The sequence below is a fragment of the Enterococcus sp. AZ129 genome, assembly GCF_051714505.1.
GTDB lineage: Bacteria > Bacillota > Bacilli > Lactobacillales > Enterococcaceae > Enterococcus > Enterococcus faecalis.
This window is the reverse complement of the sequence record NZ_JBIORY010000001.1, coordinates 1538202-1564637: the sequence shown is the minus strand read 5'-3', so window position 1 is coordinate 1564637 and position 26436 is coordinate 1538202. Positions and strand designations below refer to the sequence as shown.

Annotated in this window: 33 protein-coding genes; 30 read left to right on the top strand and 3 right to left on the bottom strand. The window is 33.5% G+C overall.

Going from position 1 to position 26436, the window contains the following annotated elements:
- The first annotated feature begins 15 nt into the window (after window positions 1-15).
- The 26 genes from IGJ90_RS07775 (at window position 16) to IGJ90_RS07650 (ending at window position 21888) form a co-directional block, all read left to right on the top strand.
- Window positions 16-1515 (top strand): phage portal protein, encoded by a 1500-nt coding sequence (locus tag IGJ90_RS07775; protein ID WP_263307603.1) that lies wholly within the window; start codon window positions 16-18, stop codon window positions 1513-1515.
- A complete protein-coding gene (locus IGJ90_RS07770; RefSeq protein ID WP_438767921.1) occupies window positions 1515-2678 on the top strand; it encodes a phage minor capsid protein in 1164 nt (387 codons plus the stop codon). The genes IGJ90_RS07775 and IGJ90_RS07770 overlap by 1 nt, the downstream gene beginning before the upstream one ends.
- A gap of 14 nt (window positions 2679-2692) precedes the next feature.
- Window positions 2693-2914 (top strand): hypothetical protein, encoded by a 222-nt coding sequence (locus IGJ90_RS07765; RefSeq protein WP_289866199.1) that lies wholly within the window; start codon window positions 2693-2695, stop codon window positions 2912-2914.
- A gap of 95 nt (window positions 2915-3009) precedes the next feature.
- On the top strand, window positions 3010-3603 hold the full coding sequence (locus IGJ90_RS07760; RefSeq protein WP_128704569.1) for a phage scaffolding protein: 594 nt from the start codon (window positions 3010-3012) through the stop codon (window positions 3601-3603).
- Entirely contained in the window at window positions 3603-4598 is a 996-nt protein-coding gene (locus IGJ90_RS07755) for a major capsid protein (protein ID WP_016632586.1), read from the top strand. The genes IGJ90_RS07760 and IGJ90_RS07755 overlap by 1 nt, the downstream gene beginning before the upstream one ends.
- Window positions 4599-4630: 32 nt before the next feature.
- Complete coding sequence (locus IGJ90_RS07750; protein WP_016632587.1) at window positions 4631-4747, top strand: HeH/LEM domain-containing protein; 117 nt, start codon at window positions 4631-4633, stop codon at window positions 4745-4747.
- A complete protein-coding gene (locus tag IGJ90_RS07745) occupies window positions 4740-5132 on the top strand; it encodes a hypothetical protein (protein ID WP_033918994.1) in 393 nt (130 codons plus the stop codon). Before IGJ90_RS07750 ends, IGJ90_RS07745 begins: the two co-directional genes overlap by 8 nt.
- Window positions 5126-5467, top strand: a complete 342-nt coding sequence (locus IGJ90_RS07740) for a putative minor capsid protein (RefSeq protein ID WP_016632589.1) — start codon at window positions 5126-5128, stop codon at window positions 5465-5467. The genes IGJ90_RS07745 and IGJ90_RS07740 overlap by 7 nt, the downstream gene beginning before the upstream one ends.
- Entirely contained in the window at window positions 5467-5814 is a 348-nt protein-coding gene (locus tag IGJ90_RS07735; protein ID WP_016632590.1) for a minor capsid protein, read from the top strand. Before IGJ90_RS07740 ends, IGJ90_RS07735 begins: the two co-directional genes overlap by 1 nt.
- A complete protein-coding gene (locus IGJ90_RS07730; RefSeq protein WP_016632591.1) occupies window positions 5814-6212 on the top strand; it encodes a minor capsid protein in 399 nt (132 codons plus the stop codon). Before IGJ90_RS07735 ends, IGJ90_RS07730 begins: the two co-directional genes overlap by 1 nt.
- Window position 6213: 1 nt before the next feature.
- Window positions 6214-6693: a phage tail tube protein gene (locus IGJ90_RS07725; protein ID WP_242384517.1), complete on the top strand. Its 480-nt coding sequence runs from the start codon at window positions 6214-6216 to the stop codon at window positions 6691-6693.
- 88 nt (window positions 6694-6781) lie between these two features.
- Complete coding sequence (locus IGJ90_RS07720; RefSeq protein WP_016632593.1) at window positions 6782-7219, top strand: hypothetical protein; 438 nt, start codon at window positions 6782-6784, stop codon at window positions 7217-7219.
- A gap of 8 nt (window positions 7220-7227) precedes the next feature.
- Window positions 7228-7806, top strand: a complete 579-nt coding sequence (locus tag IGJ90_RS07715) for a Gp15 family bacteriophage protein (protein WP_016632594.1) — start codon at window positions 7228-7230, stop codon at window positions 7804-7806.
- Complete coding sequence (locus tag IGJ90_RS07710; protein WP_438767917.1) at window positions 7799-11779, top strand: phage tail protein; 3981 nt, start codon at window positions 7799-7801, stop codon at window positions 11777-11779. The genes IGJ90_RS07715 and IGJ90_RS07710 overlap by 8 nt, the downstream gene beginning before the upstream one ends.
- 56 nt (window positions 11780-11835) lie before the next feature.
- Window positions 11836-12537 carry a phage tail protein gene (locus tag IGJ90_RS07705; protein WP_438767915.1) on the top strand — a complete coding sequence of 234 codons (702 nt, stop codon included), beginning with the start codon at window positions 11836-11838 and terminating at the stop codon, window positions 12535-12537.
- A complete protein-coding gene (locus tag IGJ90_RS07700) occupies window positions 12534-14816 on the top strand; it encodes a phage tail spike protein (RefSeq protein ID WP_438767913.1) in 2283 nt (760 codons plus the stop codon). Before IGJ90_RS07705 ends, IGJ90_RS07700 begins: the two co-directional genes overlap by 4 nt.
- Window positions 14806-16239 carry a BppU family phage baseplate upper protein gene (locus tag IGJ90_RS07695; protein WP_438767911.1) on the top strand — a complete coding sequence of 478 codons (1434 nt, stop codon included), beginning with the start codon at window positions 14806-14808 and terminating at the stop codon, window positions 16237-16239. The genes IGJ90_RS07700 and IGJ90_RS07695 overlap by 11 nt, the downstream gene beginning before the upstream one ends.
- A 14-nt stretch (window positions 16240-16253) precedes the next feature.
- A complete protein-coding gene (locus IGJ90_RS07690; protein ID WP_438767910.1) occupies window positions 16254-17666 on the top strand; it encodes a BppU family phage baseplate upper protein in 1413 nt (470 codons plus the stop codon).
- A gap of 11 nt (window positions 17667-17677) precedes the next feature.
- Window positions 17678-18013, top strand: coding sequence for a hypothetical protein (locus tag IGJ90_RS07685; protein WP_438767908.1), 336 nt, complete (start codon window positions 17678-17680; stop codon window positions 18011-18013).
- Window positions 18000-18128 carry an XkdX family protein gene (locus IGJ90_RS07680; protein WP_174115364.1) on the top strand — a complete coding sequence of 43 codons (129 nt, stop codon included), beginning with the start codon at window positions 18000-18002 and terminating at the stop codon, window positions 18126-18128. The genes IGJ90_RS07685 and IGJ90_RS07680 overlap by 14 nt, the downstream gene beginning before the upstream one ends.
- A gap of 17 nt (window positions 18129-18145) precedes the next feature.
- A complete protein-coding gene (locus tag IGJ90_RS07675; protein WP_368562290.1) occupies window positions 18146-18427 on the top strand; it encodes a hypothetical protein in 282 nt (93 codons plus the stop codon).
- A gap of 30 nt (window positions 18428-18457) precedes the next feature.
- Entirely contained in the window at window positions 18458-18739 is a 282-nt protein-coding gene (locus IGJ90_RS07670) for a phage holin family protein (protein ID WP_438767905.1), read from the top strand.
- Window positions 18732-19478 (top strand): CHAP domain-containing protein, encoded by a 747-nt coding sequence (locus IGJ90_RS07665; protein WP_438767903.1) that lies wholly within the window; start codon window positions 18732-18734, stop codon window positions 19476-19478. The genes IGJ90_RS07670 and IGJ90_RS07665 overlap by 8 nt, the downstream gene beginning before the upstream one ends.
- 1160 nt (window positions 19479-20638) lie before the next feature.
- Entirely contained in the window at window positions 20639-21028 is a 390-nt protein-coding gene (locus IGJ90_RS07660; protein WP_101731941.1) for a hypothetical protein, read from the top strand.
- A complete protein-coding gene (locus IGJ90_RS07655; RefSeq protein WP_101731940.1) occupies window positions 21018-21332 on the top strand; it encodes a hypothetical protein in 315 nt (104 codons plus the stop codon). The genes IGJ90_RS07660 and IGJ90_RS07655 overlap by 11 nt, the downstream gene beginning before the upstream one ends.
- Window positions 21325-21888, top strand: a complete 564-nt coding sequence (locus IGJ90_RS07650) for a hypothetical protein (RefSeq protein WP_101731939.1) — start codon at window positions 21325-21327, stop codon at window positions 21886-21888. Before IGJ90_RS07655 ends, IGJ90_RS07650 begins: the two co-directional genes overlap by 8 nt.
- A gap of 148 nt (window positions 21889-22036) precedes the next feature.
- On the opposite strand, the gene IGJ90_RS07645 is transcribed toward IGJ90_RS07650, so the two are convergent.
- From IGJ90_RS07645 to IGJ90_RS07635, 3 genes are all read right to left on the bottom strand, one after another.
- A complete protein-coding gene (locus IGJ90_RS07645; RefSeq protein ID WP_438767900.1) occupies window positions 22037-22495 on the bottom strand; it encodes a hypothetical protein in 459 nt (152 codons plus the stop codon).
- 39 nt (window positions 22496-22534) lie between these two features.
- Entirely contained in the window at window positions 22535-22789 is a 255-nt protein-coding gene (locus tag IGJ90_RS07640; RefSeq protein ID WP_438767898.1) for a hypothetical protein, read from the bottom strand.
- 466 nt (window positions 22790-23255) lie between these two features.
- Window positions 23256-23546, bottom strand: a complete 291-nt coding sequence (locus IGJ90_RS07635) for a hypothetical protein (protein WP_002393362.1) — start codon at window positions 23544-23546, stop codon at window positions 23256-23258.
- Window positions 23547-23982: 436 nt separating this feature from the next.
- Here IGJ90_RS07635 and IGJ90_RS07630 point away from each other — a divergent pair, with 436 nt between their 5' ends.
- From IGJ90_RS07630 to IGJ90_RS07615, 4 genes are all read left to right on the top strand, one after another.
- Complete coding sequence (locus tag IGJ90_RS07630; RefSeq protein WP_002366780.1) at window positions 23983-24645, top strand: YdeI/OmpD-associated family protein; 663 nt, start codon at window positions 23983-23985, stop codon at window positions 24643-24645.
- Complete coding sequence (locus tag IGJ90_RS07625) at window positions 24645-25112, top strand: DUF1801 domain-containing protein (protein WP_002378382.1); 468 nt, start codon at window positions 24645-24647, stop codon at window positions 25110-25112. Before IGJ90_RS07630 ends, IGJ90_RS07625 begins: the two co-directional genes overlap by 1 nt.
- A 10-nt stretch (window positions 25113-25122) precedes the next feature.
- The gene (locus IGJ90_RS07620; protein ID WP_002357396.1) at window positions 25123-26016 is read left to right on the top strand and encodes a deoxyribonuclease IV; all 894 of its coding nucleotides are present in this window, start codon (window positions 25123-25125) and stop codon (window positions 26014-26016) included.
- Window positions 26017-26209: 193 nt separating this feature from the next.
- Window positions 26210-26428, top strand: a complete 219-nt coding sequence (locus IGJ90_RS07615) for a YneF family protein (protein WP_002357397.1) — start codon at window positions 26210-26212, stop codon at window positions 26426-26428.
- Window positions 26429-26436: the final 8 nt, after the last annotated feature.

Here is a 26436-nt window from a genome sequence, read left to right as displayed (position 1 = left end):
AATAGAGGTGAGAAAATGTTTAATAAATTAAAAGCTTTATTCAAGATAGGAGGTGCAAAAATAGGAATGGTAGAAACGTTGGACAATATAACAGATCACCCTAAAATTGCTATGAATTCAGTTGAATTAGAGCGCATAAAAAGCAATAAACGTATTTACAAGAATATTTATAAAGATGTCCATTATATCGATAGTGATGGATATGAACAAAAACGACCATTTCATTCATTAAATGTATCTAAAGTGGTTGCCAGAAAATTATCTAAATTAGTGTTCAATGATGGTTGTAATATCAGTTTAGATGATGTAGAAGCTAACAAATTTCTCCAATCTGTGTTTGCCGAAAACAAATTTAGAAAAAATTTTGGCGAAGAGCTAGAAGCTGGATATGCAATTGGCGGGTTAGCTTTAAGACCTTATGTAGATGCCAATACAAGAAAGATAAAGATTGCTTTTTGTCGAGCAGATACTTTTTTTCCGCTTCAATCAAACACAAATGATATTTCAGAAGCTGTTATTGTCAATCTAACACAACAAGCAGAAGGACAAAAAATTATTTATTATACTTTGTTAGAGTTTCACGAATGGGAAAACGGAAAGTATGTTATCAGAAATGAGCTATATCGCTCTGAATATCAGGAACAAGTAGGCGTTAGAATTCCGTTAGACTATTTGGATAAATACAAAAATTTACAAGAAGAAGTCGTTTTGGAAGGCTTTAGCAGACCTTTATTTGTTTATATTAAATTGGCAGGAAAAAATAATATTAATTTAGATAGTCCTTTAAGTTTAGGAATTATCGATAATGCTAAACGTCAACTCAAAGATATTAATGAAAAATACGATGAATTCATGTGGGAAATTGAAGAAGCAAAACGAAGAATCTTAGCATCAGATCACTTTTTCAGAGTCAAATATGATAAGAATGGTATTCCTATTAAGCGATTTGATAGTAAAACGTCTGTTTTTCAACAACTCAAATCAGATGAACCTTTTATCGATGAGTTTGCTCCTTCTTTACGTTCGTCAGAATTTATAGAAAGTATTAATTTTATCTTGCGAATTATAGAATTACAAACAGGTTTTTCTAGTGGTACGTTTAGTTTTGATGGTCAATCTGTCAAAACAGCAACAGAGATTATTAGTGAGAACTCTGAAACATTTTCTACACGTTCAGACAATGTCCTTATCGTTGAAGAAGCGTTGAAAGAGCTGATTATCACAATTTTTGAATTGGCGACAGCTTATGATCTGATTTCCCCAGTAGAAAATTTAGGAATAAATATTGATTTTGATGATGGTATTTTTCAATCACAAGATGCAAAAGCGGACTACTATTCAAAGTTAGTGACTGCTGGTTTAACCTCAAAATTAAATGCTATCCAAAAATTGACTGGAGTTACTGAAAAAGAAGCTAGGAAAATAATCAATGAAATTAGAGCAGAAACGCTTGAAGTAGATTATCAAGAGTTTGAACAAGAGAAGATGAGTAAAGAGCTAGGAGATGAGGAATAATGATTACTCCTCATCAATTAGATTTGTGGTCTTCTAACATGGCACACCTTTATCAATCATTAGAAGGAGAATTAATACGGATTCTCATTAAGCGATTAAATAATGGGCATGACGACATATTAGAATGGCAAAGAGAAAAACTACAAGAATTACACTTGTTTAACAAGGAAACCGTCAAAGTGATTTCTCAAGTAACAGGAATTGCTGAATCTGAAATTGAACGAATGTTTGAAAATACAGGAGAAAAAATTATAAAAGATGTCGATAAAGAATTACCTTATAAATCAAAACCTTTGCCAACCAACTTGTCTAATGTTATGAAAGCTTACCATGATCAAGTGTGGTCAGATATTGATAATTATGTTAACCAAACGTTGTTATCTACGAATTTCGGTTATGGAACGGCAACAACTCAAATGTATAATGACATCATTAATAAGACAGTTGCTGCATTTAATAGTGGCTTATTTACTTTTGAAGAAGCTTTAGCAAGAACGATTCAACAATGGGCGCAAAAAGGGATTAAGTCTGCTTTTATCGATAAAGGGGGACATACATGGAGTTTAGAACGTTATATTAGAACGGTTTTAAAGTCTACCTTATCAAATACCTACGACACGTTGAGAAAAGACCGCATGAGTGAGTATGATGTTCATACAGTTGTTGTGACGAGCCACATGGGTTCAAGACAGGCGTGCTCAAAAATACAAGGAAATGTTGTTGATTTGAGAGAAATGTCTGAATTGCCTCCTAATTGCAAATATCGAAGTATTTATGATCCTTATTGGAATGCTGAATACGGTACTCCAGGCGGTCACAGAGGCGTTAATTGCCAACATTTGCATATTCCGTATATTCCTGGCGTCAACACGAACAATCAGCCTAAAATCGATACCAAAGAAAATGAAAAAGTAGCTCAATTGACAAATCGTCAACGACAATTAGAACGTCAAATTGTGAAATTCAAAAAGAATCACATGGTTTCTGATGCTTTAGGTCAAATTGAAAATGCTAAATATTGGCAACAAAAGGTAAAAGCAAACCAAGCAAGATTACGAGAATTAGTTGATTCAAATGAGTATCTTGCAAGAAATTATGCTCGTGAAAAGGTTTATACACCCATTAACACATTATTGAAGGATTTTCGTTATGATGATTTTTAAAAAGGAGAATCGGTATGAATTTTTTAGAATTAAAGCAAAAGAAAGAGCGCGGAGTAACAAATACAGAGTTCATGGATAGATCAAGGGATTTTTTTGAGAAGGCTGATAGTATTGTAGTAGTTGGTATTAATCCAGACGGAATTATTAGTACTTTCTATACGCAATCAACGTCAACTAATGCTATTGGTATGATGGAAATAGCTAAACAACAATTAATATCGGAATTAGAAGTTTAACAATCGTTAAACTTTTTATTTTGCCCTGAATACGGCGTTAAACTGTTCACTCCATCGAGGGCGTAGCCTCGTTAAACAACGAAAGGAAGATAAAAATGAAGAGAGAACAATTAAAAGAACTTGGATTGACAGATGAACAAATTAATTCAGTGATGGGGTTACATGGTCAAACGGTTACTGAATTAAACAGCAAACTTGCTACAGCAGAACAAGAGCGTGACCGATTTAAAGAGCAACTTGATTCGAATCAAACCGAATTAGACGCATTGAAAGAATCAGCTAAAGGCAATGAAGAACTAACGAAACAATTAACTGATTTACAGAATAAATTTAATGAAGCTGAAAAAGATGCGCAAGAAAAGCTTGCTGAACAACAAAAAGATTTTGCAATTAAGTTAGCTTTAAAAGAGGTTAATGCTCGTGATGAAGATATTGTATTACAGCTGTTAGACAAAGAAGCAATAAAAGTGACAGATGAAGGTTTAGAAGGATTGAAAGAACAGCTAGATGCGTTAAAAGAAAATAAAAATTTCTTGTTTCAAGAAAAGGAAAATACGCCTTCTGTTCCACGAATTTTTGTAGGCGGGAATCCATCTGCAACCGAAGAAGTTTCTGGGTCATTAGGACAACAAATGAAATCTAAAAACTTTAATTTAACTAATTTTTTAACCAAAGGAGAGAATAAATAATGACAACCGAAATTACAAAATTATTAGATGTGGTAACACCAGAAGTATTTAACACTTATATGAATAACTTTACTGAAGAAAAATCAGCGCTTATTCAATCTGGAGTAGCAGTATCAGATCCTAGCGTATCAGCTAATATTACATCAGGTGGTCTGTTGGTTAATATGCCATTCTGGAATGATTTAGACGGCGAGGACGAAACTTTAGGCGACGGAGAAAAAGCATTATCTACTGGTAAGATTACAGCAAGTGCAGATATTGCAGCAGTTATGTATCGTGGGCGTGGTTGGTCAGTTAACGAATTATCGGCTGTTATTTCAGGCGATGATCCATTAGGTGCTTTGATGAGTAAAATTGCTTCTTGGTGGATGCGTCGAGAACAAAGTGTGCTTATTTCTGTTTTAAACGGCTTATTTGCAGATGGTGGAGCATTGCATGACTCGCACCTATTATCAAAACCAACAGAAGGAATTTCAGGAGATTTAGTATTAGATGCGAAACAGTTATTAGGCGATTCAGCAGGTAGATTAAGTATGATTGTTATGCATTCAGCTGTATATACTACTTTGCAAAAACAAAACTTAATTGCTTTTATTCCAGATGCTCGTGGGGAAGTAAACATTCCTACTTATTTAGGTTATCGAGTAGTTATTGATGATAATGTTCCTTCAACAGGTTCAGGAGATTCAAAAGTCTACACTACTTACCTATTTTCAACTGGTTCTATTGGTCGCAATACGGGTAATCCAGCTAAATTAACTACTTTTGAAACTGCTCGGGTAGCAAATAAAGGAAATGATGAAGTTTACACTAGACGAGCGTTTACGATGCACCCTTATGGCGTTAAATTTACAAATACTGATAGAGAATCAGGAGAAATTACACCTACTAATAAAGATTTAGCCAAACCTAATAACTGGGAAAAAGTCTATGAAGATAAACAAATTGGAATTATTGGTATTCAACATTTGCTATCTTCTTCCCCAAAAGGGTAACCCCATCAACAGATGGGGTTACTTACTCATCGATGAAAGTTTCTGAATTAAAAAATATCCTAGAACAAAAAAATATTCCGTATAAATCCTCAGATAAAAAAGAAGATTTGATTGAATTGTTAAAAAAGGAAGGTCAAAGTAATGACTAGCTATCTAACTTTTGAAGAATTCACAGAATTAACAGGTAGGGAAGTAGTCGTTGATTTGTTCGATCGATATTACAAAAAAGCAGCTTCGGTTTTAGATAATATTACAAATAATTTTTATCAAGTGCATTCAATAGAAAATGATCCAATTGAATTTAGAGTTAAAAAATTTAAATTAGCTTTATGTGCACAAATTGTTTATTTTTATGAAGTTGGCGGAGATAGCAGTGAAAGTTTGAATAAAACTCCGCAAAGCTTTTCTGCTGGACGAACGAGTATTTCTAACAAATCTACAGAAAATGGAAAAGATAAACCGTTAGTAGCTGAAGATGTCTATATTTATCTTGAAAGCACAGGGCTTCTATATCGAGGTGTTTTATCATGTTAATGTCAAAACCACCAATTGATTTTTTAGTAGATTCTTTTATTTATCGAGAATATTTAGGAGAAGGGGATTATAATAAACCTATTTACGGAGAATATGCAATTATAGAAAATTGTCGCATTGATCGAGGAAGTCAGTACACTTTTTCTTCAAGTGGAAAACAATTACTCTATCATGCAGTGATTTTCTGTTATAAGGATTTGACAACCCCTTTGCCTGAATTTAAAGAACAATCATTAGTTATTTATGATGGCAAAGAACACGTTATCACTAAAATTGAGAAAATTTCAGAGGCTTATTCAAACACTGTTTATTCTTATGAATTAGAGGTGATTTGATGGGGGTTAAAGTTGATCTTACTGGTATTAGAGCTAAAGTAAGCCCACAAGCTATGAAGCGAGGAAGGTATGCTCTAGGTAATCAAGCAATGGCTGACATGAATCCGTATGTTCCTAGAAGTTCAGGTGGAGGCATTTTAAGAGGTAGTGCTCATTTAAATAGTGAAGCCTCAAAAATTATTTATGATACTCCTTATGCAAAAGCACAGTTTTATGGTACAAATGGAAAAGCGATATTCAAGAAGTATTCGACGCCAGGTACAGGAAAACGATGGGATTTGAAAGCCAATTCTATTCACGGTGCGGATTGGAAACGAGCTTTTTTGAGAGGAGCAGGAATTAAATAATGGATTTTCTGGATTGCTTAAATAAAAAAATAAATCAGATACCTGATTTACCGTTAAATATTCGAAAAGGTTATCTTTCGGCAGTGGAAAGCTTAGTTATTTATCCATTGCCTGGTGGTAAGGTTGAAACGGAATACTATGACGGAATCAAAGACGAACTATTAAATTATGAAATTGCCATGAAATCAAAAGACGGCAATAAAATTGAACAAACATTGTGGCTTTTGTCGGATGTTTTAGAAGATATTGAAGAATTAACTAGTCAAAATAAATCGTTTGAGTTTAATAAATTAACTATCACGAACAGACCTTACATTAGTGAAGCTGATGAGCAAGGTTGGTTCGTTTTTTTATTGGATTTTCAAGCAAAATTAACCACATTTAAGGAGGAAAAATAACATGATTAAAATGGATTTACAATATTTTGCACGTAAGAAAAATGCCTTGAGAGAACATTATATTGCTGAATATACACCAGGGGAAGAAACTGCTCCAGCTAAAGAAGCAGAAACGTGGTTACCATTAGCAAAATATATTAGCTCAATTGGTGATGATACAGATGAAGAAACAGATGACACTGGTTTTTATGACGGAGACGGTACACCAGAAACAACCGTAACTTCTGTGGCAGGTTCATATAGTGCAGAAGGTTTTTATGATCCTGAAGATAAAGCACAAGCGTTGATTGCTTCTAAAAAATACAAATTAGGAGAAAATCGCAAAATTTGGCATAAAATTGTTCAAACGAACGGTGATACAGTGATTGGTCGAGCAACAGTTACAGATATTGTGGCTGGCGCAGGAGATGCAACAGAGTATGAAGAATTTAGTTGCAAAATTACATTTGACACCTTGCCAACAGTTACCCCAAAAGGTTAGCCCCGTCAGTTGAGAAGCTTGCTTCTCAATCTGACGATGGGGCGAAAGCTACTTCAAAAAAATCTAAAAAACAAGAGGAGAAAGATTGATGGAATTTCAAATAGAAAAAAGAGGTTTTCCAATTAAAATCGGTGAATTAGAATTTTTCTTTGGAACAACAGTTGAAGAATTGACACGTTTTTTTGATGCACAGGAAGAATACGAAGCAAAAGTAAAAGAATGCGAAGAAAAACTAAAATCAATTAAAAATATTGATCAACCAACAAAAGAAGATACGTTGTTAATTGTTGAATTGTCCGAAGAACTAGCGACTGTTAAGTATGATGCCCTATTGGGAGAGGGAGCTTTCAAAGAAATTTATGAAAAATATACTGATATAGAACAATTATTAGATTTATTCGAAACTTTAGAATTTGAAGTTGCGGAAAAAATAGCTAATGAATCTGCTAAACGACAAGATGCTGTTTCTAAAAAGAAAGCTGATTTATTGAAAAAGAAAGCCTTGAAAAACAAGAAAAAGAAATAGGTGATTAGATGCGGTTAAATGATCCGTTGGTCACTACAGTTGAATTTGAAGGCAAAGAATATCCGCTTGATCTATCTTTTGATAATGTTTTAGATGTTTTTGATATATTATCGGATGAAAATTTGTTTCCAGAAGAAAAAATGAATATGAGTTTAGAACTGTTGATATGTGACTTTGAAAAAGAATTTGAAGGAACGATAGAACAACAGTTCTTACTTTTTAATTTCATTCTTAAAAAGTATATCTATCTAAATGAAGAGGTAGATAGAGCAACTGATCGTTTAGGGAATCCTTTACCAATAAAAAAAGGAAAGAAAGTTATTGATTTAACACATGATGCAAAATATATTTATGCTTCTTTTCGTCAAATAGGGATTAATTTATTTGACGAACAAGGAAAAATGTCATGGGAAGAATTTCAAGCATTATTGGAAAGTTTGCCAGATGATACTATTTTGGCAAAAATTATACAAATTCGTACTTGGGAACCTCAAAAAGGCGAATCCGCCAGAGAGAAAAGTCGAATGAAAAAGCTCCAAAAAAAATATGCATTGCCAGATGAAAAGGTAGGTGAAGAAGATGAGTGATGGAAGAGTTGAAATTGATGTAGAAGTAGATGGTAAAGGTGTAGCCTCATTAAATAATCGACTGAATCAATTGACAGATGTAGGCGGTCGTGCAGGTATTTCAATTAAGAATTTAGTTGTGTCAATGGGACTTTTGAAAGTTGCTTCGGCAGCAATTACGGCTTCTATAAATGCGATAAAAACCTCATTTTCTAGTGCAATTTCTGAAGGAGCAAAGCTTGAACAGTCCATTGGTGGTGTAAAAACATTATTTGGTGATAATGATTGGGGAATAGTTTCCAAAAATGCTGATCAAGCCTTTAAAACAGCAGGAGTTTCAGCAAATAAATATATGGAAACTGTTACCTCATTTTCAGCAAGCTTGATTAGTAGTCTTGGTGGTGACACAAAAAAAGCAGCTGATCTTGCAGATGTAGCCGTAAGAGATATGTCAGATAACGCTAATAAAATGGGTACTGATATGGAATTGATAATGCAAACTTACCAATCTTTGGCTCGTGGAAATTACGCCATGTTAGATAATCTAAAATTAGGTTATGGCGGTACGAAGTCTGAAATGGAACGTTTGATGAAAGACGCAGAAAAAATAACTGGGGAACATTATACGGTTGGTGATTTTGCAGATACGGTCAAAGCGATTCATGCAGTGCAAGATAGCTTAAAAATCACAGGAACTACAGCTGCGGAAGCAGCAACTACAATGAGCGGTTCGTTTGCTTCAATGAAAGCAGCAATGCAAAATGTTTTAGGAAAGTTGGCAATTGGCGAAGATATAAAAGATGAATTAAATGATTTAGCCACAACTACTTCAACATTTCTTTTCGGGAATTTTATTCCTATGGTAAAAAGAATTTTGCAAGGATTACCTGAATTATTTTCAACTTTTACTAAATTAGCTGTAGATCACTTAAAAAAAGGCTTGAGTGAGCTTACAGGTAAAGACTTATCGAAACCGATAGACACAGTTGTAGAAGTCGCCTCTAAAGCAATTAAAAATGTAAAAGAAGCGATACAATCAGTAATAGCGGTTTTTTCTAACGTTTCGGGAGGACCAACTGCTTGGGTTTCTACAATCAGCAAAGCTTTTATTGCTTTGAATAGTGTTATTACCGCTAGTGCAAATATTGTAAAGAAATTTATGACAGCACTAGGCGAAACAGGAGCAATCCAAAATGTAAAAAATGCAATTGAAAGTGTTAGTAATGCGTTTAAAAAAATAACAGATTCAGTCGGAGACGCCTCCATTTGGTCAACGCTAGGAACAGCGATAGGAAATGTTATAAGTGTCATTGCTCGAGGAGTTCAAGTTGTAGCGGAATTTATATCAAAATTAGATCCTAAAATTATTCAAGCATTTACAAATGTTTTAGTGGGAACAGTTGTCGGTTTTTCAGCTGTTAAAACTGGTATGAAAGGGTTAGATTTTATTCAATCATTCAATCCGTTTAATGCTTTTAGAAAAAACGTTGAAACAGGAATGACTGGAGCAGAAAAAAGCATTAGTCGTTCAAAAAGTACAATTGCACAAATTTTTAGTGGATTATCTAACATCGTAAAATCATCTGGAAATGCAATTAAAGCAAGTGCAATAGGTATTGGAACAGGAATAAAAACGGCACTTACTGGAGTAGCAACTGCTGCGAAAGGTATTGGGGCTGGTTTGGCAGCAACGTTTAAGGGTATAGGTCAAGCTATGAGATTGGCAGGACCTGCAAATATTTTAGCGCTTGGCGCTTCTGTTGGAGTAGCAGCAATTAGTATTAGTGCAGGAATAGGAATAATTATTTCCGCATTAACGTTACTAGCTACACAGGGAGAAGGCGTTGCAACAATAATCAATGCTATAGGAACAGCTTTTTCAATGGTAGCTACAACGATTATAGGAGCATTTGCACAAGCGATAGTAACAGTATCTAGTGTTCTGCCAATAATTACAAGTGCTCTTTCTGGCTTAGCACCTTTAGTGGTTGCCGTCGGAGTTGCAATTGGCGCAATGTCGCCAGCAATAGAAGCTGTAGGAACTGCTATAGGAGCAACTGCTCCAGCAATTACAGCATTAGGAACGGCACTTTCAAGCGTTATTAGTGCATTACCACCTGTAATTTCAGCGCTTGGTTCGGCAATTTCTCAAATTGTAACGGCCATTACGCCAATTATCCAAATTCTTGCTGATGCGTTTTTACGGCTTGTGCCAATTGTAAGTAATGCAATTAGTCAAATTATCCAAGCAATAACACCAATTGTCCCAGAAATTACAAAAATGGTTGAAGCAATAGCACCAATACTTGGTAAGATAGTAGAAGCTTTTCAAACTTTAATCCAAGAAATTAAACCTATTGTTGATTCTATTACTAATCTTATCAAGGAATTAGGGACGCAAATTAGTAATATATTAACTGAAGCAGGAAATGTAATTAATACTTTTGGAGATAATGTAAAAAAAGTTTTTGATGGTGCTTCAAACGTTGTAAAAAGTTTTGGAGATACTGTTAAAAATATTTTAGATGGAATAGCAGGTATTTTTGATTCTATTGGAAATGCTGCTTTAAACGCTGGAAAAGGCGTTAAACAAATGGCACAAGGGATTAAAATTCTTGTTGATTTAAAATTGGGAGATTTAGGTGCTACATTAGCAGCAACTGCAACAGGATTAGCAGCAATAACTGCTTCTGGTATTGCCACAGCTGGACCAGGCTTACAACAAGCTGGAACAGGCTTAATGATGATTGCCACAGCTGGTCAGACAGCCACTGTTGCTTTGCAAATGCTACCTAATATTTTGACCGTGTTTTCAAATAGTATTGGTAATTTACCAATTAAAATGAACGAAGTAGCCAGTAGCTTTGCTAGTTTTGCTTCACGAGCTGCTATGGGCTTAGCTGGTTTATCTGGAGCAAATATCCATATAACAACTTTCAGGGCACAATTAATGACAATTCCACCAACCTTAAATATGGCTAGTGCTAGCTTTAATTTATTTGTTTCAAGATCGATGATCATAGGAACTACATTGATGACGATTCAGACGGTGATTTCTTCATTTAATGTTAAAGTGATGACTATTTCAGCTACTTTGAATAATGTGAGCAATTCTTTTGGCTTATTAACTAAAGTTTCTGATTCTGTAAGAAACGCTCTTAGTGGTGTTTCTTCTGGATTAGCAAGAGTATCATCAAGTGCAAATGCTACAAAAAATCAAATTAGTAATATGGTAGCTGGTTCTAGTGCACAAATTAAAAGCATGGCAAGTAGTACAAAAATAGTAGTTACATCATTTAATGCAATGAGAGCTCAAATTCAAACCTCTATGTCAAGCATTGTAAATATTCTTATTACTTCTGGAAATAAGATGAAAAATCAAGGAAGAATAATCGGGCAACAAACCGCACAAAATATTGCACAAGGAATACTTAGCGCTATCCCAATGAGCTCTAGTGCTATGATTTCTTTAATGCAAGCTGTATTAACGGCTGGAACGTCTAATATAAATGGTATGAGAAATATTGGCTTGATGATTGGTTATGGTCTGGCTGAAGGAATGTATGCGTCATTAGGAGAAGTGACAAGAGCAGCAAATGCTCTTGTAGAGCAAGCTGACCGAGCTGCTAGAGCAAAAGCGGAAATTCACTCACCATCTCGTTTGTTCCGAGATAACGTAGGTCGTTATATTTCTCAAGGGATTGCTGTTGGTATTGAAAAGGATGCGAAGAATGCATACTCTGCTATGGATAAATTGATAACTGGTTTAATGCCAAATGTGACTCCAGAAGTAGCGTTAGGGACTTCAAAAATAGGGATGGCATCAGTTGGTTCTCAAATTGTTAATAATACAACGAATCAATCACAATCCTATCAACCAGTATTTCATTTTAATATCGAAAAAGCAGACCTTTCATCGGACAAATCTATTGAAGAGACATCGGAACAACTAGCAATACTTACAGAGCGACAAACAAGGGGGCGTTTGAAATAGATTTAACCAATTATCCTTACTTTCAATTTAGAGGAAGAAAATCAAATGAATTTCGAATGCGAATAAGAAATGAATTAGAATTTGTTATTCCTGAAACTGCTTTAGATTTTATAGAAGTTGACGGTCTTGATTCTGATGTCATTTATGATAAGGGAAAACGAAAAGATATTGAAAAAGTTTTCCCAGTTCGTATTTATAGAGAAAAAGATACAACCATAGCCATGCAACTTAGAAATATAGTTGCATGGCTATATTTAGATAAATCCTATTCGCCATTAATTTTTAGCGAACAAGAAGAATATTATTATCAAGCATTAGGATATAATCAAATAACTGCACGAGATGAGCATAGAGATTGGGTAGATGTTGATTTTTCTTTTAAATGTCAACCGTTTGTTTTTCGATTAGATGGAAACAATGAAAGAGATGTTTCAAATAATGGAATTATTACGAACCCAGAAGCTTTTTCAAGTTTGCCAATAATTAGTTTCAATAAAACTAGTAGCACGCAAGATAGTAATATTTATATTAATGGCCAACAATTTAGAATTGCTAAAGAGATTGGTGTAGGGAAAATTATTTTAGATTGTGAGCATGGTATTGCTTACAAGGCAAACGGGATAAATGTTACAAAATATTGTTTTTTAAACGATGATGGTTATAATCCAATCACATTACACCCAGGTCAAAATCAGATTAGTTACAGCTATATTGATAGTTTTAAAATTATACCAAATTGGAGGACATTAGCGGTATGAGTGCCATAGTTTTATATGAAAAGAAGAATAACGATTGGAATTCTTTAGGATTAGGCCCTTTAACAGAAGCGATTAATCCACTAGTAACTAGAGAAAAGAATGGTATTTATGATTTAACTTTTCAATATCCAGTAAACGGCAAGTTGTTCAATGAATTAAAAGTAGGTCGATGGGTTACAGCTAATGCTGGACCAACGCTTGTGGCTAGAAAGCAAAAATTTGAAATTGCTCAAATTACTAAACCTAAAAATGGAATAGTGACTGTTTATTGCGAACATTATCGTTATAAATTATTGCGTTCTATTTTGACAATGGGAATGAAACATGAAAATATTCCTGCGCAAACAGCTTTAAATTATTTGAAAGAAAGAATGCAACCAAAAGGAGATTTTTCTTTTTATAGTGATGTGAGTACAAAATCATCAATTGATTTTACTGATCCTTCAAAGTTTAAAAATGCACAAGAAGCTCTTGGCGGTGTTGCTGGTTCAATTTTAGATAGTTTTGGCGGAGAATATTTATTTGATAATAATCAAGTTAAATTATTAGCTGAAGCTGGCAAAAAAACAAATATTGTTATAGCTTATGGTAAAAATTTGATCGATATTACACAAGAAGAGTCTATAGAAAATACTTTTACTTCGGTTTATGGTTGGGCAAAAAAAGGTACAGGCGATGATGAGGAGATTTTAACATTGCCTGAAATTTATATTGATAGTGACTATGTAAATAACTATACAGAGCGTCGCATTCAAATGGTAGATTTTAGTGATAAAGAACCAAAAGATATTACTGCTTTAAGAAGTATGGTTAAAAGTTACATTAAATCAAATAAAGTCGGTATACCAAAAGTAAGTATTAAAGCAAGTTATGTCGATTTAGCAAGTTCGGTAATGGATACTCAATTACAAAATTTAGAAGAAATTGATTTATGTGACTGGGTAACGATTACTTTTAATCAGTTAAAAATTAATACTACTGCTCAAATTGTAAAAACCGTGTGGAACGTTTCTCTTGATCGCTATGAATCAATTGAATTAGGCGAGAGCAGAACAGATTTTGCTAAGGTGATGGAAGAATCAAAAGAAGAGATGAAACAAGTTACTAACAAAATCAATTGGCTAGAACAAGCACAACAAGAAGCTTCAGACATAATTAAAAATCCAGGAAAAGGGCATGTTGTTATTTATCCTTCTCTGGCTGATCCGCAAGAGTTTTTAATTATGGATACTACAGACATTAAAACAGCTAAAAAAGTTTGGCGTTGGAATGTGGGAGGTTTAGGTTTTAGTTCAACTGGTTACAATGGTTCATATAGTTTGGCAATGACTAATAATGGTGCAATCGTTGCAGATAGAATAACTACGGGAATACTTCGAGCAATTAATATAATTGGTGTTGCGATTACAGGCTCAACAATTGACGGTGGCGTTATTACTAGTTCAAACGGATACAATAAAATCATTTTAAAAGATGGAACAATTAGTAATTATTATAACAATGTTCTTCGCTCTCAAATTAATTCAATCGAATTTTCATTATATGATGCGAAAGGATTCGTAGTTATGAAGCTACAAGAATCAGGAGTGCTTTTGTATAAAGCAAATTCTAAAACATTATTAGGATATTTAGGAAGAGGAAGAGATGCCAAAACTAATCGGGAAGAATTAGCGATGAATGTCGATGTTGGAAATATAGGAAGTATAGCTGTACAAGAAAGTGCAGGTGGACTTTATAAGCGTAAACTTGTTGCGTCATCATCAGGAGTTCATATTAGTAAGATAATAATGGGAGGTACTTATGTAAACGGATCCGGAGAAATAGAAAATGCTTATTTAAAGAATTCTGGAGTAAATAACAAATTTACTGTTTATAACGGTGTGTCTCTTAATTTTTATTCCAATTTAAATATGAATGGTTATTCAATCTTAAATCAATCAGATATTCGTCTAAAAGAAAATATTGAAGAAACAAAAATTAATGGTATTGAAGAAACAAAAAAATTAAATTTTGTGGAATTTGATCGAAAACAAAATTATCGAACAAAAGACAAAGATAGACAACCATCATCAAAACGAGAATTAGGACTGATTGCTCAGTATTCACCTTTTTTAGCAATTGAGAATGATTTTGATAATTACCTAAGCATCGATGTTAACAAGCAAATTATGTTAAATAGCTTAACAAATAAACAATTGATAGCGTTAATTGAATCACAAGAAAAACGAATTTCTGAATTAGAAGAAAAAATGGACAAGGTGGTCAATGATGGCAAATAAAGTGTTAAATTTAGACTTTTTAAAAAATCCTATTTTACCTCCAATTATTTATGGTCGAGTAGGTGATAATGGCTTGCAAACTGTTACGGTTAACCTTACTAGAGGTGATGAAACGGTTAATTTAACAGGAGGGCTCCTTACTTTTGAAGGTGAACCAGCAGGAGGAAAAGTAAAAGTATTTGATTCAGATAATATTAGTTCGACAGCGGAAGGATTAAAAAGAGGTACATTTGATTATACGTTTCCAAGTAAAGCATTTAGTGTAGAAGGAACGTATGAGAGAGCTTATTTTTCATTTCAAAAAGGGGAAAAAAGAGATACCACTAATGGCTTTAAAATAATTGTACAAGGAACTGCGGATATTGATGCAGAAGAAGCTGAAACTATTATCACTGAATACAATCGACTAGTAGAAAAATTAAATAAAGCCTATCAAGATGCTTTAAAGAAAATAAATGTTGATTATGAAAGTGTAGTTTCAAAAATAGAAGAAATTACAACTGAAATAGCGCAAATAAAAGCGCAAATTACTGAAACAATTAATAATGCAGAAAAACGTATTGATAAAATAGTTAAGGACACGGAAAATTCTATTACTACTATTGGAAGAACTGTAACAGAGGCAATGAATCAAGCTTTGGAAGAATTACGTAACGCAGATTTTTATACACAAGCTGAATCAGATTCAAGATTTATTAATAAGACAACGTCAGAAAAAGGACTGCTTGTTTTTAAAAATACTGAAATAAAAACACAAGATTGGAATACTATTACGACATCAGGTATTTATACTGTTTATGAAGCAACTGGGGAAAATAGGCCAAATGGTTCTTCAGTTTATGGCCGATTATTTGTATATGTAGATAATGCTACTTTAACTCAACAGTATATAGCTAGTGGAAAAATGTTTTTAAGAACAAGACAAGGAAGTCCAGCAGAGTGGACAAGTTGGAAAGAAATAGCCTTGAAAGAAGAAAGATATATTTACAAAAAATCAGGACTTAACGAAGTAGAGACAGCTTATAAAACTGCTTTTGGAGAAGAAACAAATATTCTTCTTATTCGTGAAGATGATAAAGTAGATGCGTATTTACGTGTGAATGTAGTCGATGTAGCCAAACTAAAGACTGCATTAGTACCAATTTTTGTTATTCCAGAAGGATTTAAATTAGATCCATCATTAAGAAGTGATTTTTGGAATGTGGCATTGACAGTAAATCAATACACTTTTCCTCAAGGAAATTATGGAGCGTTGTATGAATATGGTTCGAAAGGTATTCGATTCGGTAGTGATAGAAAAGGAAATCACTATGTGCATGGTAGTTGGCACACTACTGATCCTCTTCCAAAAAGCGGAAGTTTAGGTACAGGCACTGTTACTACTTTTGAACAAAATAAAGAATATACAATTAATCTCTTGTGAAAGAAGGTTTACAAGTGACAAAAAAGATTGGAAAAATAAATTTTTGTACTTCTGTTGATGGAAAACATGAATTAGAAAAAAAGTATGTTTTTTATAGCTATGATAAAGGTTCAGCTGCTTTCGATTTTCGTTTAAAAAATCAAAAAAATGAAGCGTTGGATTTAACCAATGTTACGGTAAAACTTTTATTTACAGGAGTTCAAGATGGCGAAGAACGAAAATTCACTTACCTAGACAGTCAACCAATTATAGAGAATCCAGAAGAGGGAAGAATCCTTTATCCTTTACCAGATAAGCTTTTAAACTATGAAGGAGAAATCAAAGGATACTTGTATTTAGACTTTGAAGATGGTTCGCATAGCGATGAATTGTCGTTTACTTTTACTGTTGTACGTTCGAAAATTGATAGCGATATAGAAGAAATCAGCGAAGTTTACATTAAAAATTTTGAACAAGTAAAAAAAGAAGTCTTTGAATTAGCTGAAAAAGTAAAACAAGAAATTTCAACCATACGACCAGAATTAGAAGCAAGCGTTTCTCAATTAACGGAACAAATTGAAATTGTCGGAGAAAAGGTTGAGGACAATCATGTAAAAACGAATCAGTTATTACAATTAATCGCTGAAAATGAATTAATTACGATGAAAGAGTTTTTAGTTGCGTTATCACGAGGCTATTTTGAGTTTTGTAGAAAAGTGGACTATGTCGGAAAAATTAAAGGCAGTATGAAAGAAAATCCTCACTATCTGTGGCTAGAAAGTTGGTCACCTAGTCGAGGAGATGGTATGCTTTCACCGTTAAAAAGCCAACGTGAAGCATATGAATATGAAGGAGCAAAAGCGATAGGAGGAAAATCTTATGGTGCTTCAACAGGAAATGGAATGAATAATCTTACTACCTTTCAAACCATGGCTTGTAGTCAATGGGATGTGGTTGAGGATATTAAACGTTGGCTAGGAGAGGATTTCTTTTCGATATTCGGACTAGATACGCTGTCTCAACAAGCAGAATTTGTCGGGAAAGGGATAGCTTCTATCCAACCCGAATTGCTTTGTTACGGTGATCACTATGCCACAATTTCTAAAGGTGAATATGGGCCTAAAGAATACAAAATAACAGGAGCATGGTTTGATGTGGTACGTTCGGAATGGGTAGATTATTGTTCTCATGAAGAAAAGAAGTTTACTATGCTAAATCAAGAAGTTTTATTTGATGGAACAAATAAAGTAGTTGATCCAAACGGGAAAATTAATATTGGTATTTATAGTGCACCTGATAATAATTCAGGAATTCAATATGACTATTTAGCACTAAATTATACCTATCGCATTTATCTATCCGACATTCTTTATTACAAACGAGACCCTACAATTAGCCAGATGCAAACGCAAATTCAGCAGTTGTGGGATAAAGTATTTAATAATTAGGAGGAAATTTTATGAACGAAAATATGAAAGTGGTGTACAAAGTCATTGGGCAAACGTATGAAATCTGGTTAGCACCAAAAGATTCAATAACTTCACGACCTTACACAGAGGTTGTACCACCAAAAGGGCCAGACGTGATGATTGCAGGTTTTGATTGGGAAACAAACCAATGGATTTGGGTGCGTGGTGTTCCTTATGACTTATATGTACGCTCGAATCAAATTGCAGCGAATACAATGAAAGAAGTAACTAAATTAAAAGGAATAATTGAACGTATTCAAGACGTTGTCTTTCCAAAAGAAGATGTCGTAATTACAGAAGGAGGTGTGTCAAATGTATCCAACTAAAGAAGATATTCAATTTTTCTATGAAATGGGCATTTACACCAAGTCCGATATTGAGAGCTTTGTCCAACAAGGTTGTTTAACCGAAAAAGAAGCGAAAGAAATTCTCACTGAATAGAAAGCAGGTGAGAAAGTGTGAAAGGAATCGATCAGATTTTTGAAAAGCTAGTCACGATTGACGGGCTTATTTTTTTACCGTTAACGGTGATTTTAGTCGGAGTAATCCTTTTTTCAGCTTGGCGCTTAAATGGCTATTATCGAACCGAATTAAAAGAGGAGCGAGAAAGTGCTAAGCATGACCGACGAGAGTTTTTAGCTACGTTAAGTGAAATAAAAAATGAATTAATCAATACACGTTCAGATGTAAAACGGATTGATGACAAAGTAAATGAAATTGAGCGAGAAGTACGAAAATAATTTCGTGCTTCTTTTTTAGGAGGTGATCTTATGCAAAATTTTTCTACAGAAATGTTATTAGCCATGTTTGGCATATTCGTGGTAGGAAAAGTGTTTAAAGAAATCCCAAAGTTTCCTAATTGGTGTATTCCGCTAACGTTAACGTGTTTTAGCTGTTTAGTAACGCCATTATTGTTTGGAGGTTATACACCTTATAACTTCTGTATTGCGTTAGTTGCAGTAGGAATTACGGTTTACGGTGACCAATTATGGAAACAAACCATTTATGGTATCAAAAAATCAGGAGGAGAAGGAGGTCAAACAAATGGTTAAAAAAAGCGATGTCGTAAACTATGTAAATAGTTTAATCGGTAAACGAGTAGACATGGACGGCGTATATGGTTCGCAGTGCATGGACTTAACGGTTCACGTGATGAATAAATTTTTTCATTGGTGGCCAATAGGAGATGCAATTGCGTTAACGACCCAAGCGATTCCAGCTGGATTTCAACGGTTGCGAGTGTACCAAGCAACAGACATTCAAGCAGGCGATGTGATGATTTGGGGCTTAGGTGCTTATGCGCAATATGGGCACACTGCAATTGCAGTAGAAAACGGACGGCCAGATGGTACATTTGTGAGTGTAGATCAAAACTGGGTCAATGCTAGTTTGCAAGTAGGAAGTTCCGCTCAACCAGTAAAACACACAATGGACGGTGTTTGGGGCGTTATTCGACCAAATTATGAAGCCCCACAACAAGCAGTAGTTAATCAATCAACGCAAAAACCGCAAAATACAATAAAAGGGAGAGAAGCAACGATGTTTTGTTTATATCAACGACCAATTAATAGTAAAACAGGAAAATTAGAAGATAACGGTGACCACTGGGCTACCTTCTTCTGTAATGGAGTGAACTGCCGCCGATTGTATCATCCAGATGAAGCAGAAGTGATAAAAACAATATACAGAGAGAACAACGGAAAAGAAATACCGTTTTTTGGTAAAGATAAATGGCCTAAAAACGCACCATGGTACAAACGTTTAGAGACTGTTTGTCCAGTTGTAAAATAGCTTGAAAATTAGAATGAAATTATGTAAAATTTGATTAGGGTTTTAGTGGAAAGTACATCACTTCTAACAAATTTGTTTTTGAAAAGAACAGCTAGGGTAGCTGTTCTTTTCCATTATGTAAATCATTTGTTTTAATAATGATAGCTATTACATAATATATAGAATAAACATTGAATTTTAAGTACATATTCGATAAAATAATTTTAGATTTTTCATCCTAAAAATTTTGTTTCTAACAAAGTTTTATCACTCGAAAAAACTCTCACTGTATAGTCTTTCAGTGGGAGTTTTTTTGTTTAGAGTTGTTGAATTTTTTCAAAAAATAATTTAAACTAACTATGATCTCTCATGAGGTCATTTGGTTTCTCGATGCGCTTTATTCACATTTGTAATAAAGCGCATTTCTTTATTGAAAGATAAAATAAATTTATATAAAATAAGTTTGTACCTTTCAAAATAGCTTTTTTTCATAAAAAAGAGCGTTCTTTATATTCTAATCGGTGATAGAGTTGCTTCAACAGCAACTCTATTATTTTTTGCTATAAATAGCTTGAAATTTAGAAGAAATAGGTCTAAAATATAGTTACTTTTTAATAATTCATACATTGACCTTCTTTTATGAGAGTATAAGAAGGGTGCACCTATCTTTTTCCAAGTCCTAAGATAGGTGCATTTTTTGTTATTTAATTAAATTTAATATAATTTTCAATCTGCTTTTGTTGAACTATATGTTCGTATTTTGACACATTTTGTTCTGTTTTTACCTATTTTGTGTTGTTTTTTTAATTATTTGTGTGCTATGTTTTTATTGCATACAATTCAATGGGGTGTTATATTATATACGAGAGAGCTTTTTCTACAGACTCTCTTTTTATAGATTGGATCAATTTCAATCAAAGTGGGAATGGAGTGCACCACGATCCTCAGCAGGTGGGTTAACCTAGCGTTGGTCTGCATGGGACGGTATCCATGTTTTGCACTCTTTTTTGTCTAAAATTATAAGGGAATTGTATTTCATTTTATCCTCTTGCCGCTTTTCTAAAATTAGACGGCATCTTTTTACATAAAATGTTATGTTCGAAGTGAAAATATCCTATTAAAATTTTTAAATAAAAGATAATTTATGCAAACTAATAGTGAACATATTAGGAGGAGAAAATTTGAAAGTTTTTAATTTAATCTGTGTAAGAAAAACAGAATTTGAAAACGGGGAGTTGATCCTTACCAACCCACTAGGAGATGTGCAATTGCCTAGCTTATCACACAGTTTTTCTTTTGAAATTGCATTTGGTGTTGCTGAATGGGGAGATGATTCACAAAATCAGTTGAGAGTAACTATAGAAGACAGTGAAAAATGCTTGATTTTTGATTCTCACTATGTAAATGTACCTAGACCAGATCTTGAAAATTGTGGCATTCTAGGGTTGAAATTGAATGATTTTGAGTTTTCAAATTACGGAAAGCATACTGTGAAAGTCATTGAAGATGACAAGGTGTTAGCAGACACTATTTTTTTTATTAGTGAAAGGAGCAATAATGATGGAATTTAAATTTTTATCCGTTCCTAATGTTTCAACATTTGTTTTTACAGTTGCATTGTTAACGCCGTCAACATGTTCAATTGATAATGGACAAAATCTGTTATCTCAGCATGTCATTTATGATAAAGACAAAATAATTTCAAAAAATGATTATAAAGGAATTAGTTATCAAAGAAAAATTAACCTGACTAATATTTTACCTAATTCAGAAGATTTTACTGAAGAGGAAGAAAAAATATATAGTGAAGCAGCAAATGCTTATTATGGTAATAATTACAAAAATAAGAGTTTGCACGATTTATATTATGGATAAAGAACATTATTTTGATTTTTTGGAAAAAATGTTACCTTCTTTTTCTTATGGAGAACTAGATAAGAAGGTTTTGGAACAATTCAATTTTGAAGAAGATGGAAAATATGTAACTTCTGACAAAATTGAAGAATTAGCTCAGGGTGATATATTTGATAATATTCCTTTATTTGTAATAGAAGATATTGGTGAATTGCCAGGTATAAAACCAGTAAAAGCAATCTTGCTTAGTAATTCATGTGATGCTTCAAGAAGAGATTATTTAAATTTTGCTCCATTTATTCCAATTGAATTAATGGGAAAGATAAATAATGATAATGCAATACGTAAAAATAAAAAAAACTCTTTATTATATTTACCGTATGTTGATTTACACGATTATGTAGTGGATTTGAATCATATGTTTTCTATAAAAAGAGAAATTTTTGAAAAATTATATCAAGATAATAAAATTCATAAGAAGTATTCTTTAAAAAATGCAGGATACTACCTACTATTATCTAAATTGATTATTTTATATTGTCGAATGGAATCAAAAGATATAAAAAGGTTAGATTAACTGAGTGATTTTTACCTTTACTGATTTGATTGATTGGACTTTTCGGTTCAGTTATTAATTCTTTTAAATTATTTTTGTTTTTCTAGCTTTGTTGTACTGTATAAAACAAAAATACTTTTAGAATGGTAGTTAGAAAGTAACAAAAGGCTTACTTCTCGTTTGAGAGGTAAGCCTTTTTTGTTTCGTTAATTAAATTTTCTAACTGATAAGGGATATTACTACGCCCATATATTATACAGTCTTTATTCTTTCTCCAATGTTTATGTTGCAAACTTTTGTTTGTTAGCTCAGATACTTTTTGCTTTAACTGAAAATCAATAACAGTGTTTAGTTTGGAAAATTCAGCTATTTCTTCTTTAGGCTCAAAAATTTTCGCTCCACCATAAACGCTGTATTTTTCGTAAATATTTTTAACTACAGGACCATATCGCCAAACAAAAAAATTGGAATCATATTGTTTGCTTAACCACGATTCATCTATAATTTCTTGTTTTAATCCATCGATTAACGTGAAGTAAAGTACTTTTTGAAGTTGTAAATTAGTAATTCCTAATTTTGTATTTTGAGCACGAGCAATTATGTGGTTTGCTAAATCATTCATTGCCATTTTTTTATCCTCCGTTTAGCCATTTTACAAAAAAATTAGCTAATTAAATTTTTGTGGTGTATTTTTCCGCACACACATTTTCACCACAACTAGTTGCCTTTTTTGATTATACCTACCATAAACAGCAAGCTCTGAGCCATCAGGTAACATGAGTAATTTATCCGCCAATTCTTTTTTAGAAATAATGCAATTGATAGTCTCTTTTTGAGTTTGCAAAGAAAAGCGAACTAACATTTCTGGATAAGTAGTTAATACCTTAATTTTATGAATTGTTCCTACATAATTTGGTTTCATAGAAATCAACTCCTTGCTAGTAGTTAACTATATTATAGTAAGATTATTTTTATTCGTCTAGGTATGAAATTGAATACCATTTGAATACCAAAATTAGAATAAAAACCACACAAGAAAGAATAGACTTAGTTTTAAAATGCTGATAAATAAAGGTTTAGAATGGAACGGAATGCTTAAGAATAAAGAAATATATTTCTTGTTAAAATACTAAAACACTGTGAACTTCAATCTTATACGGTTTATAAATTAAAAATAATAGTTAACAGTTAATACTAGCTTAATATTTTGCTTTAGGAAGACTTGTTTACCTTAATGTAAGCAAGTCTTTTTATAAAGTTTTGCTTATAGTACTAGAATCAATAGTCACCAACATTATCTCGAACGGTTTATTATATAAAAATACCGACCAAGTTTCTCTGGTCGGTATTCTGTCTAATTTTTAAGTCTCACTACAGATAGCCAATCCTTACTTGTATAATATTACTGTATGGAAACCTTCCATAGATCCTGACAGACCTTGATTTTGTAGTGAATCAATTTTTATATCAACAATTTCATAACCATCTAACTGCATAGAAGATATTATTTCATCAATTTGCGTAGTGTATTTGTCCTCACAGCCAAAATTTTGATTAATCCATTTACTAAAACTATTTACCATAACTAGATGAGTTAAACCATCTTTAGGTTTTAAAAATTTTTTTATTTCTTTTTGATAAATAGATTCTGCAGCACTTTTTTGTCCTTTTGTAAACATTCCCACTCTATTTCACCACCTTTCCAGTAAAATTATTATTGCTAATATATTTATTGCTTCAAGCTTTTTGTAAATGTCCAAAGTGTTAATCACTAATAAAGTTAGACTATTATTCCTCTCTATGGTGATTCATTAAGGAAAAGTATTGGTTAAAGCATATAGACGTTAAAGATAGTATATCAATGTTCACAAAAGTCTACAATAAAAATTCAAATTTGTTATAGACTATATTAGAAAAGTAATGGGTGGGTATTGTTGTATCAACAATAAGGAGGACTGTAAGAAAAGTCCTTTGTCAAGATAGTATTGAAATAAAAAGCTGAAAATCAAAAGGACAAATGTTACAAAAAACTCTTTTTTACTATTGGGCATATTCAATTACAGATAACTTGTGCTATGCTAGAATAAAAAGTGCAGTCGCTATAAGGAGTAGGTTATGAAATCAATTGTCGAAAAGTTAAACTTAACGAAGTATCAGCACCCAGTTATTTTAAATAGACCACAGGCAGAGTATCTATCTGAATTTGCTTCAGCCGCGCAGCAATTACCCTCAGAACCAGTTGAGCTGATTTTTGCATTTGTGAAAACGATGGCGGAATTTCAAGAGATTGTTTCAATGGTGATTGAAGGTCAACATTTAGTAGAAAATGGGTTGTTATATGTGGCTTATCCGAAAAAAGGCAATAAAATGTATCCAACCTTTGTCCACCGAGATGAAATTTTTCCAACATTACAAGTAAACGAGACAGATGGGTATATTAAAGGCTCAACCTTAAAATTTAATCGCATGGTTAGTTTAGATGAGACTTTTACGGTTGTCGGCATGAAGAATGTTCTTAAAAAGCCAGCGAAGAATCAGACCAGTTCTGCTGTTGGGGATTATGTTCAATATTTACCAGAAATTGAAGCGTTGGTACAAACAGAACCAGCTGCTGCAGCGACATTCGCTGCATTAACGCCTGGTTATCAAAAAGAGTGGGCGCGGTATGTATTTAGTGCAAAGCGAGCGGAGACACGGAAAAAGCGGCAAACTGAAATGTTAGCCATTTTAAAAGAAGGCTATAAAACCAAAGCGCTTTATCAGCAAAGGAAGAAATAATGGCGCAGTCAATTGAAACAGTTACAGCATACATCGAAACAGTTGAACCAAAATGGCGAATTGCTTATCAGCAAGTATTAGACGTCGTTTCGCAAAATTTGCCAGCAGGATTTGAATTAACGATGCAATATGGCATGCCAACCTTTGTTGTGCCGCTTTCAGTATTTCCAGAAGGCTATCTCAACCGTGGTGATGAACCGTTACCATTTATCAGCTTAGGCGCTACTAAAAGGCAAGTAGCTTTATATCACATGGGATTAATGGGAAATGAAGCCGTCCGAAGTTGGTTTCAAGAAGCCTATCAGGAACAAGTGTCAACAAAGCTAAACATGGGGAAAAGTTGTCTTCGCTTCACTAATCCTAAGCGAATACCCTATGAACTAATTGGCGAATTAGTAACAAAAATCACGCTTGAAGAATGGCTGCAACAGTATCAACACTACCAAAAGAAAAAGAAGAATTATTAGGAGGAACCACATGTTATTAGGATCACACGTTAGTATGAGTGGCAAGAAAATGCTATTAGGCTCTGCCGAGGAAGCGGCTAGTTATGGCTCAACAACCTTTATGATTTATACAGGTGCGCCACAAAACACGCGCCGGAAACCGATTGAAGAAATGAATATTGAAGCTGGGCAAGCTTTTATGAAGGAACACAATTTAAGTAATATCGTCGTTCATGCCCCGTATATTATTAATTTAGGTAATACAATTAAAACGGAAAATTTCGGTTTTGCCGTAGACTTTTTGCGTCAAGAAATTGAGCGAGCACAAGCGTTGGGAGCAACGCAAATCACGTTACACCCAGGTGCGCATGTTGGCGCAGGTCCAGAAGCCGGCATCAAACAAATTGTTAAAGGTCTAAACGAAGTCTTGTGGAAAGAGCAAATCCCTCAAATCGCTTTAGAAACAATGGCTGGTAAAGGAACCGAAATCGGCCGTACGTTTGATGAACTAGCTGCGATTATTGACGGAGTTACGCTAAATGATAAACTTTCTGTCACTCTGGATACTTGCCACATTAATGATGCAGGGTATAATGTAAAAGATGATTTTGATGGCGTATTAGTTGAATTTGATAAAATTATCGGATTGGATCGTTTAAAAGTTATTCATGTGAATGATTCTAAAAATCCTATGGGCTCACATAAAGATCGTCATGCCAATATTGGTTTTGGCACTATTGGTTTTGAAGCTTTAAACGGTGTGGTTCACCATGAAAAATTAACTGCTTTACCAAAAATTTTAGAAACACCTTATGTCGGAGAAGACAAAAAAAATAAAAAGGCCCCTTACGGCTTTGAAATTGCGATGTTAAAAAATCAAACATTTGATCCAGAATTATTAGAAAAAATTCAAGGACAAAACTAAAGCAACAATCGCTCTTAAAGGTCCTATTGACATTTAAGAGCGTATATTTTTGACTTTTAATCACTATTTTGCAAAAAAATCAGACTTTTTTCATTATTTAAGAGAAATCCCGCAAAAAGAACTTTTCTTTTTTTGCTATTTCTAGTAAAATAATTCATTGAGAGCAAAACTATACGGAGAGGAGAGAGTTTCAATGGCAACAGGTTGGGTAGTATTAATCGCAGTAATCGCTTTATTAGTAGGCGCTGCAGGGGGCTTTTTCCTTGCACGCAAATATATGCAAGATTATTTCAAAAAAAATCCTCCCGTTAATGAGGATATGTTACGCATGATGATGGCATCAATGGGTCAAAAACCGTCAGAGAAAAAGGTTAGACAAATGATGCAACAAATGAAAAACCAAGGAAAATAGTAAAGGTT

What these genes read in the sequence shown, in the direction of transcription:
- IGJ90_RS07775 (WP_263307603.1), top strand. Translation starts at nt 16, where the DNA reads ATGTTTAATAAATTAAAAGCTTTATTCAAGATAGGAGGTGCAAAAATA.
- IGJ90_RS07770 (WP_438767921.1), top strand. Translation starts at nt 1,515, where the DNA reads ATGATTACTCCTCATCAATTAGATTTGTGGTCTTCTAACATGGCACAC.
- IGJ90_RS07765 (WP_289866199.1), top strand. Translation starts at nt 2,693, where the DNA reads ATGAATTTTTTAGAATTAAAGCAAAAGAAAGAGCGCGGAGTAACAAAT.
- IGJ90_RS07760 (WP_128704569.1), top strand. Translation starts at nt 3,010, where the DNA reads ATGAAGAGAGAACAATTAAAAGAACTTGGATTGACAGATGAACAAATT.
- IGJ90_RS07755 (WP_016632586.1), top strand. Translation starts at nt 3,603, where the DNA reads ATGACAACCGAAATTACAAAATTATTAGATGTGGTAACACCAGAAGTA.
- IGJ90_RS07750 (WP_016632587.1), top strand. Translation starts at nt 4,631, where the DNA reads ATGAAAGTTTCTGAATTAAAAAATATCCTAGAACAAAAAAATATTCCG.
- IGJ90_RS07745 (WP_033918994.1), top strand. Translation starts at nt 4,740, where the DNA reads ATGACTAGCTATCTAACTTTTGAAGAATTCACAGAATTAACAGGTAGG.
- IGJ90_RS07740 (WP_016632589.1), top strand. Translation starts at nt 5,126, where the DNA reads ATGTTAATGTCAAAACCACCAATTGATTTTTTAGTAGATTCTTTTATT.
- IGJ90_RS07735 (WP_016632590.1), top strand. Translation starts at nt 5,467, where the DNA reads ATGGGGGTTAAAGTTGATCTTACTGGTATTAGAGCTAAAGTAAGCCCA.
- IGJ90_RS07730 (WP_016632591.1), top strand. Translation starts at nt 5,814, where the DNA reads ATGGATTTTCTGGATTGCTTAAATAAAAAAATAAATCAGATACCTGAT.
- IGJ90_RS07725 (WP_242384517.1), top strand. Translation starts at nt 6,214, where the DNA reads ATGATTAAAATGGATTTACAATATTTTGCACGTAAGAAAAATGCCTTG.
- IGJ90_RS07720 (WP_016632593.1), top strand. Translation starts at nt 6,782, where the DNA reads ATGGAATTTCAAATAGAAAAAAGAGGTTTTCCAATTAAAATCGGTGAA.
- IGJ90_RS07715 (WP_016632594.1), top strand. Translation starts at nt 7,228, where the DNA reads ATGCGGTTAAATGATCCGTTGGTCACTACAGTTGAATTTGAAGGCAAA.
- IGJ90_RS07710 (WP_438767917.1), top strand. Translation starts at nt 7,799, where the DNA reads ATGAGTGATGGAAGAGTTGAAATTGATGTAGAAGTAGATGGTAAAGGT.
- IGJ90_RS07705 (WP_438767915.1), top strand. Translation starts at nt 11,836, where the DNA reads ATGCGAATAAGAAATGAATTAGAATTTGTTATTCCTGAAACTGCTTTA.
- IGJ90_RS07700 (WP_438767913.1), top strand. Translation starts at nt 12,534, where the DNA reads ATGAGTGCCATAGTTTTATATGAAAAGAAGAATAACGATTGGAATTCT.
- IGJ90_RS07695 (WP_438767911.1), top strand. Translation starts at nt 14,806, where the DNA reads ATGGCAAATAAAGTGTTAAATTTAGACTTTTTAAAAAATCCTATTTTA.
- IGJ90_RS07685 (WP_438767908.1), top strand. Translation starts at nt 17,678, where the DNA reads ATGAACGAAAATATGAAAGTGGTGTACAAAGTCATTGGGCAAACGTAT.
- IGJ90_RS07680 (WP_174115364.1), top strand. Translation starts at nt 18,000, where the DNA reads ATGTATCCAACTAAAGAAGATATTCAATTTTTCTATGAAATGGGCATT.
- IGJ90_RS07670 (WP_438767905.1), top strand. Translation starts at nt 18,458, where the DNA reads ATGCAAAATTTTTCTACAGAAATGTTATTAGCCATGTTTGGCATATTC.
- IGJ90_RS07665 (WP_438767903.1), top strand. Translation starts at nt 18,732, where the DNA reads ATGGTTAAAAAAAGCGATGTCGTAAACTATGTAAATAGTTTAATCGGT.
- IGJ90_RS07655 (WP_101731940.1), top strand. Translation starts at nt 21,018, where the DNA reads ATGGAATTTAAATTTTTATCCGTTCCTAATGTTTCAACATTTGTTTTT.
- IGJ90_RS07650 (WP_101731939.1), top strand. Translation starts at nt 21,325, where the DNA reads ATGGATAAAGAACATTATTTTGATTTTTTGGAAAAAATGTTACCTTCT.
- IGJ90_RS07645 (WP_438767900.1), bottom strand. Translation starts at nt 22,495, where the DNA reads ATGGCAATGAATGATTTAGCAAACCACATAATTGCTCGTGCTCAAAAT.
- IGJ90_RS07640 (WP_438767898.1), bottom strand. Translation starts at nt 22,789, where the DNA reads ATGAAACCAAATTATGTAGGAACAATTCATAAAATTAAGGTATTAACT.
- IGJ90_RS07635 (WP_002393362.1), bottom strand. Translation starts at nt 23,546, where the DNA reads ATGTTTACAAAAGGACAAAAAAGTGCTGCAGAATCTATTTATCAAAAA.
- IGJ90_RS07630 (WP_002366780.1), top strand. Translation starts at nt 23,983, where the DNA reads ATGAAATCAATTGTCGAAAAGTTAAACTTAACGAAGTATCAGCACCCA.
- IGJ90_RS07625 (WP_002378382.1), top strand. Translation starts at nt 24,645, where the DNA reads ATGGCGCAGTCAATTGAAACAGTTACAGCATACATCGAAACAGTTGAA.
- IGJ90_RS07620 (WP_002357396.1), top strand. Translation starts at nt 25,123, where the DNA reads ATGTTATTAGGATCACACGTTAGTATGAGTGGCAAGAAAATGCTATTA.
- IGJ90_RS07615 (WP_002357397.1), top strand. Translation starts at nt 26,210, where the DNA reads ATGGCAACAGGTTGGGTAGTATTAATCGCAGTAATCGCTTTATTAGTA.